The organism is Streptomyces sp. NPDC048277, from assembly GCF_040652235.1.
In the GTDB taxonomy this organism is placed as follows: domain Bacteria; phylum Actinomycetota; class Actinomycetes; order Streptomycetales; family Streptomycetaceae; genus Streptomyces.
Genome location: NZ_JBEZLQ010000037.1, coordinates 93,203 through 100,041 on the forward strand (window position 1 = coordinate 93,203; position 6,839 = coordinate 100,041).

5 protein-coding genes and 2 pseudogenes are annotated in these 6,839 nt (G+C 69.3%); 6 read left to right on the forward strand and 1 reads right to left on the reverse strand.

The annotated features are described in order from the left end of the window. The first annotated feature begins 3 nt into the window (after positions 1 to 3). From AB0D85_RS47285 to AB0D85_RS47305, 5 genes and pseudogenes are all read left to right on the forward strand, one after another. On the forward strand, positions 4 to 1,497 hold the full coding sequence (locus AB0D85_RS47285; protein WP_362336091.1) for an aldehyde dehydrogenase family protein: 1,494 nt from the start codon (positions 4 to 6) through the stop codon (positions 1,495 to 1,497). 34 nt (positions 1,498 to 1,531) lie between these two features. Further along, positions 1,532 to 2,550, forward strand: a pseudogene (locus AB0D85_RS47290) (nitronate monooxygenase). Beyond that, on the forward strand, positions 2,547 to 3,380 hold the full coding sequence (locus AB0D85_RS47295) for an enoyl-CoA hydratase (protein WP_362336094.1): 834 nt from the start codon (positions 2,547 to 2,549) through the stop codon (positions 3,378 to 3,380). Before AB0D85_RS47290 ends, AB0D85_RS47295 begins: the two are co-directional and overlap by 4 nt. 12 nt (positions 3,381 to 3,392) lie before the next feature. Further along, complete coding sequence (locus tag AB0D85_RS47300) at positions 3,393 to 4,262, forward strand: oxygenase MpaB family protein (protein WP_362336098.1); 870 nt, start codon at positions 3,393 to 3,395, stop codon at positions 4,260 to 4,262. 10 nt (positions 4,263 to 4,272) lie between these two features. Next, positions 4,273 to 4,505, forward strand: a pseudogene (locus AB0D85_RS47305) (3-hydroxyacyl-CoA dehydrogenase); the annotation flags it as partial. 136 nt (positions 4,506 to 4,641) lie between these two features. Here AB0D85_RS47305 and AB0D85_RS47310 read toward each other — a convergent pair. After that, positions 4,642 to 5,058: a MarR family transcriptional regulator gene (locus AB0D85_RS47310; RefSeq protein ID WP_362336116.1), complete on the reverse strand. Its 417-nt coding sequence runs from the start codon at positions 5,056 to 5,058 to the stop codon at positions 4,642 to 4,644. A gap of 179 nt (positions 5,059 to 5,237) precedes the next feature. Between AB0D85_RS47310 and AB0D85_RS47315 the strand changes: the two genes are divergently transcribed. Further along, positions 5,238 to 6,686, forward strand: a complete 1,449-nt coding sequence (locus tag AB0D85_RS47315; protein WP_362336101.1) for an MFS transporter — start codon at positions 5,238 to 5,240, stop codon at positions 6,684 to 6,686. The last annotated feature ends 153 nt before the right edge of the window (positions 6,687 to 6,839 follow it).

Consider the following 6,839-nt stretch of genomic DNA (forward strand, 5'->3'; position numbering starts at 1 on the left):
GCGATGGGAGAAGCGGATACCACTGCCGCCCCCGACCGTCGGCTGCGTTCGCTCGACCCGGCCACCGGGAACCTCGTCGCCGAACTGCCCCTGCACGCGCCCGCCGAGGTGGGCGAGGCTGTGCACCGGGCCCGCCGGGCAGCGGAGTACTGGAGCGAGCTGCCCTGGCAGGAGCGGCGCCGGGCCCTGCTGCGCTGGGCCGCCCACCTGGTCCGCGACGCCGACGCGCTGTGCGCGCTGGTGCACGCCGAGAACGGCAAACCGGCCGACGACGCCTATCTGGAACTGGCGCTCGCTCTCGGGCACATCCGCTGGGCCGCCCGGCACGCGGGGCGGGCGGTCGCCGCGCGCCGGGTGGCTCCTGGGACGCTGATGGCCAACTTCCAGGCCCGTGTCGAACGTCGTCCGCTCGGCGTGGTCGGGGTGATCGGCCCGTGGAACTATCCGGTCAACACGCCGATCGGCTCGATCGCCTATGCCCTGGCCGCCGGCAACACCGTGGTGTTCAAACCGAGTGAGCACACCCCGGCGGTCGGGAGATTCTGCGTCGAGGCCTTCACGGCAGCCAACCCGGGGCTGCCCGTAGGGGTACTCGGTGCCGTCTTCGGCGAGGGCGGCACGGGCGCGGCTCTGGTGGCTTCCGCGGTCGACCTGATCGCCTTCACCGGCTCCGCCGCGACCGGCAGGAAGGTGATGGCGTCCGCGGCCGAGCGGCTCACCCCGGTGCTGCTGGAACTCGGCGGCAAGGACCCGGTCATCGTCGCGGCCGACGCCGACGTGGAGTCCGCGGCCGAAGCGGTCGCGTGGGGGGCGATGAGCAACGCCGGCCAGACCTGCATCGGCGTGGAACGGGTATATGTGGAGCGCTCGGTGGCCGGTCGGTTCCACGCCGCGCTCCGCGACGAGCTGCGGGACATCCGAGCGGGCGGCGCCTATGGACCGATGACGGTGCCCGAACAGGTAGACGTGGTACGCCGCCATCTCGTCGGCGCGCTCGAGGCAGGCGGCACCGCCCTGGTCGGCGGGCCGGACGCGCTACGCCCGCCGTACATCGATCCGATCGTCCTCGTCGACGTGCCCGAATCCCATCCGGCGATGCAGGAGGAGACGTTCGGCCCACTGGTCGTGGTCCGCACGGTGGACGACGTCGAGCAGGCCGTGCAGCTTGCCAACGGCACCCGCTTCGGCCTGGGAGCCACCGTGTTCTCCCGGCGCCACGGCTTGGCCATCGCCCGACGGCTGCGCTGCGGAACCGTCTCTGTCAACGCGATGCTCGCGTACGCGGCGATCCCCGCCCTGCCCTTCGGCGGCATGGGTGACTCGGGTTTCGGCCGTATCCACGGCCTGGAAGGGCTCCATGCGTTCACCCGCACCCAGGCCCTGGCACGCCGGCGATTCCCCATACCGGGCATGACCCTGCCGACCTTCCGGCGCGGCCCCGGCACCATGCGGCTGCTGCGCGCCGCCCTCAACCGCCTCCACGGCCATGCGCGGTGAATCCGACCTCGCCCGGAAGGGACCACCCGCGTCCATGCTGACGACCCGTTTCACCGAGACCTTCGGAGTAGAACACCCCCTCGTCCAGGGCGGCATGCAGTGGGTGGGGCGCGCGGAACTCGTGGCCGCCGTCGCCGACGCGGGCGCCCTGGGCTTCCTCACCGCCCTGACCCAGCCCACCCCGGAAGCCCTGGCCGAAGAGATTCGACGATGCCGCGATCTCACCGACAAGCCGTTCGGGGTGAACCTGACCATCCTGCCCGCCATCACCCCCCGCCGTACGATGAGTACCGGCAAGCGATCATCGAGGCCGGCATCACGGTCGTCGAGACGGCGGGATCCAACCCCGCCGACCACATCCCCTCGTTCCATGCCGCCGGGACCAAGGTCGTGCACAAGTGCACCAGCGTCCGGCATGCCGTCAGGGCACAGGCCCTCGGCGTGGACGCGGTCAGCATCGACGGCTTCGAATGCGCCGGTCATCCGGGCGAGGACGACATTCCCGGCCTCGTGCTCATCCCGGCGGCCACCAGCCGGCTCACTGTCCCGGTCCTCGCCTCCGGCGGCATCGCGGACGCCCGCGGCCTGGTGGCGGCCCTCGCCCTGGGCGCCGACGGCGTCAGCATGGGCACACGATTCCTGTGCACCGTCGAGGCACCTGTGCACGAGCGGGTGAAGCGGCAGATCGTCGCGAACACCGAACACGACACCGAACTGATCTTCCGGCCTCTGCGCAACACCGCCCGCGTGGCCGCCAACGAAGTCAGCCGGCGTGTCGTGGAGATCCTCGACGGCGGCGGACGCTTCGACGACGTACGGGAGCTGGTGGCCGGGGCCCGCGGGCGCAAGGTGTTCGAGGAGGGCGACCTCGAAGCCGGAATCTGGACCTCGGGCACAGTGCAGGGGATCATCCATGACATTCTGAGCGTGGCTGACCTCGTGACCCGCATCGTCACCGAGGCAGCGGTGTTGATCGAGGAACGGCTCGGGACCCTGATCACCGCCGGGCGGACAACGCACCATAGGGCCATGGCCGACGGAGTCGAACGGTGACCGGCCGACCGTACCTCCTCGTCGACGAGGCCGATGGGGTGCTGAGGATCGTCTTCAACCGGCCGCAGAAGCTCAACGCCCTGACGCCGGCCGTGCTCCGGGCCACGGCGGACTCCGTCGAGAAGGCCTCCGCGGACCCACGCGTCCGGGTGATCACGCTGACCGGCATCGGCCGGGCCTTCTGCACCGGCGCGGACCTCACCGGCGGAGCCCCTGACGTGGAACCGTCGGACAGTCGCGAGGCGGGCGCGGCAGGCTCGAGCAGGCGCGAGGGCGGAGGCATGAGGGACGGCATCGACGCCGCCAACCGCCTGGTCCGCGCCCTCGCAGAGGCTCCGAAGCCCGTACTCGCGGTAGTAAACGGCCCTGCGGCCGGGGTCGGTTGTGCGATCGCCACCGCCTGTGACCTCATCTGGGCGGCGGAGTCCGCGTACTTCCTTCTGGCGTTCGCGAACGTCGGGCTCATGCCGGACGGCGGAGCCACGGCGACCATCCCTGCCGCCATCGGGCGGGCGCGTGCGGCGCGCATGGCCTTGCTGGCGGAGCGCATTCCCGCGCAACAGGCATTCGACTGGGGCTTGATATCCGCAGTCGTCCCCGACGACCAACTGGCCGCCGAGGCGAAAGAGATCGTATCCGCCCTGGCCACGGGACCGACCGCTGCCTACGCGGAGACGAAGCGCGCGCTGCGCGCAAGTTCTCTCGCCGGACTCGACCACGCCCTGACGCAGGAACGGGCCGGACAATCACGGCTGTTCGCCGGCTCCGACTTCGCCGAAGGCGTCCGGGCCTTCCACGAGCGCAGACCGCCGCGCTTCACCGGCACATGAGGGAAGGGCCCCATGAACCGATACCACTGGCTGACCCGTATCGCCGCCCTGGACCCCGTGACCGACGCCCAGGAGATCTACCGCATCTCGTCAGGCCACGAGTTTCCCTGGGACTACCTGCGAGCCCTGGAGTTCGCCCTGCTGCGTACTTTCTGTGTACCCAGCATCTCCGTGCTCCTCGCGGCCACCGGGGAATTCGAGCACCGGCCGCAGAAGCGGTACGACGACACGGCCCTGCTGATGGCGGAGATCGCCGAGCACGGATACGACTCGCCACGCGGGAAGGAGGCTCTCCGCGTAATCAACCGGCTGCACCGGCCGTACTCGATCAGCAATGACGACATGCTCTACGTCCTGTCCACGTTCGTCTACGAACCCATCAACTGGATCGACGCGTTCGGCTGGCGCCGCCTCCACCCGCACGAGCGGCTGGCCGCGTTCCACTATTATTTCGAAGTCGGCCGCCGGATGGGCATACGGGAGATACCACCCGACTACGACGAATTCCACGACTTCAAACAGCGCTTCGAGCGTGAGCGGTTCGGCTGCTGCCCCACAGGCCGGGCGATCGGCCACTACACCATGGCTCTGTTCCGCTCCTGGTACCCACGGCCGCTGCGCCCGCTGGTCGAGGCGGCGGCACGCGGCTGCCTCGACCAGCCCATGCTCGACGCCCTGGGCTTGGCCTCTGCACCGCCTTGGACCAAGCGAACGGTGCGGGCCGCCCTGCGCGGCCGCGCGATGGTGGAACGCCTGCTGCCGCCACGCCGACACGCAGCCCTCACCCGCTCGGTCCGTGCCCGCGGCTATCCCGGCTACCCCGCGGGCTACTGCCCCGCCGACCTCGGCGCCGACCGGCCTCCGGCGGACAACGGCAAGTGACATCCGTTCGCGCAAGCAAACCAAGGGAGCACCTCTGCCGGCGCCCCGCGCCACCCTGGTGGCCGCCGTCGAAGGCACCCACGTCGACTTCGACACGGCCTCGCCGTTCGAGACCCGGTCCTGGTCAACCTCATCAGCGGCCAGATCACCAAGAACATGATCAAGGCGTTCTTCTTCGACCCGCAGCACATCAACTTGGGCGCGAGCCGACCGGAAGGCATCGACCGCTTCACCGTGCGCAAGCCCACCGATACATGCGACGGCCAGGCGACGTCCGTCTCTCCCGGAGCGGATTTAGCACAGGAAAAGATACTGAGAGACACCGGGGGGTACGACCGAGGCATTCAGCTCTGCGGGCGGGTTCGTCGGCGGCGGGGTTTCACGGCCGAGGCCACGGTCGGCCTTCGAGACGCTCGATTCCGCTGTTGAAACGCCTCAGATAGCTGGCGAACGCCGCGATGTCGTCTTCCGGCCAGTCCTCCATGACACGTTCCAGTGCCGCGATCGTGTACTCGCGTTCCTCGTCGAGCAGTTGCCTGCCGTTCTCGGTGAGACAGAACTTGCGGGCCAGGCCTCCCTCCGGGTCGGGAATGCGTTCCACGAGTCCGTCGTGCTGGGCCGCGGCGGTCTGGCGGTTGAGGGTCGAGGCGTCGAGCCCGAAGGCCTCGCTGAGCTCGCCGATCGACATGGGTCCCTGGATCCGCAGACGGCTGAGAATGACGTAGGCGCTGTGCTCCATGAGCCCGTCCTTGCGCCGTCCGCGGCGCCGCCGCAGGCCGTGCCGGCTCAGGAGCATTTGCTCGTACTCGACTTCGTGTACGGGGTCTGTCACGCGAATGCTACCTCCGCTCCCCGGTCCGCTCTGTCGAGCCTGCCTGTCATGTGTATCACCCACGGCTGATGCACCATGCACATGGTATGCGTGATACACATCATGTGCACAATACACATTCCCGGAACTGTAGGAGTCCTTGAATGGACACCCCCGAGCCGACCGGCCATGCCAGCCGCGTGGTCGCCACCCTGGCATTCGCGGGCACGGTGGCAGCGATCATGCAAACGCTCGTCACCCCGCTCATCGCGGAGCTGCCAACCATCTTTCGCACCTCGTCCTCGAACGCCGCCTGGGTCATCACCGTCACCCTGCTGGTGTCCGCCGTGTGCGTACCGGTCACCGGACGCCTCGGCGACATGATCGGGAAGCGGCGCATGATCCTCGTCTGCACCGTGCCCCTCATGGCCGGATCCGCGGTGTGCGCAGTCTCCTCGTCCGTCGCGCCGATGATCGTCGGACGCGGCCTCCAGGGGATGGGTATGGGCATGGTCCCGCTGGGCGTCGCACTGCTGCGCGACGTGGTCCCGGCGGAGCGGCTCAGCTCCTCCATCGCGCTGGTCAGCGCTTCCATGGGCATCGGCGGCGGCCTGGGCTTGCCCATCGCGTCCGCCGTCGCCCAGTACGCCAGTTGGCGCGTCCTGTTCTGGGGCGCGGCGGCGCTGGCCGCAGTGATCGCCGTTCTGGTCTGGAGGTTCGTCCCGGACGTACCCGTCGTGGCTCGACGCGAACGCTTCGACACAGTCGGCTCACTCGGCTTCGCCGCCGGACTGGTCTGTCTCCTGCTGGCGGTGTCGAAGGGTGCCGACTGGGGCTGGACCTCCGGCACGATCCTCGGGCTTTTTGCGGCCGCCGTGGTGCTGCTGCTCGGCTGGGGCATCTGGGAACTGCGCATCCCCAGCCCGCTCGTGGACCTGCGCACGACGGCCCGGCCACGCGTCCTGGTGACCAACCTCGCATCGGTGTTCGTCGGCTTCGCCATGTACGCGAGCCTGCTGATTCTGCCGCAGTTGCTGCAGTTCCCGAAGGCCACCGGTTACGGTCTCGGACAGACGATGCTCGCGGCCGGCCTGTGGATGGCGCCCGGCGGACTCATGATGATGATCGTCTCCCCCTGGGGCGGCAAGCTCACCAACGCCCGCGGGCCGAAGTTCACGCTCATCTCCGGTGTCCTGGTCATCGCGCTGGGCTACGGGCTCTCGCTTGCGCTCATGAGCCAGGCGTGGGGCTGCATGCTGGTCAGCATGGTGATCAACAGTGGGGTCGGTCTGGCGTACGGAGCGATGCCCGCCCTGATCATGGGCTCGGTACCGCCCGCCGAGACCGGGGCCGCGAACGCCTTCAACACGCTCATGCGTTCCCTCGGCACCTCTATCGGCTCAGCGGTCGTCGGCGTCGTACTCGCCCAGATGACCTCCACAGTGGGCAGCTACACCTTCACCTCCGAAGGCGGATTCCGCACGGGTCTGCTCGTCGGTTGCGGTGTCGCGGTGGCCGCCGCGCTGGTCGCCGCCTGCATTCCCGCCGTCCGGGCCGAGGCCGGCGACCGGCACAGCGACGAAAAGGCCGAGGAGCAAGTGGCGACCGCCTGATCCGTGCCACCCCGGCAGCGACAGTCCTGGCGAAAAGGATGACGGCATCCCCTCGCTCGAAGGCCGCCACCGTACGGACCCGTGCCGTCAGGCCCCGCAAGGGCAATACCGCAAGTGTCCGGACGGTGGCCGACGACCCCGGTGAGGATACCT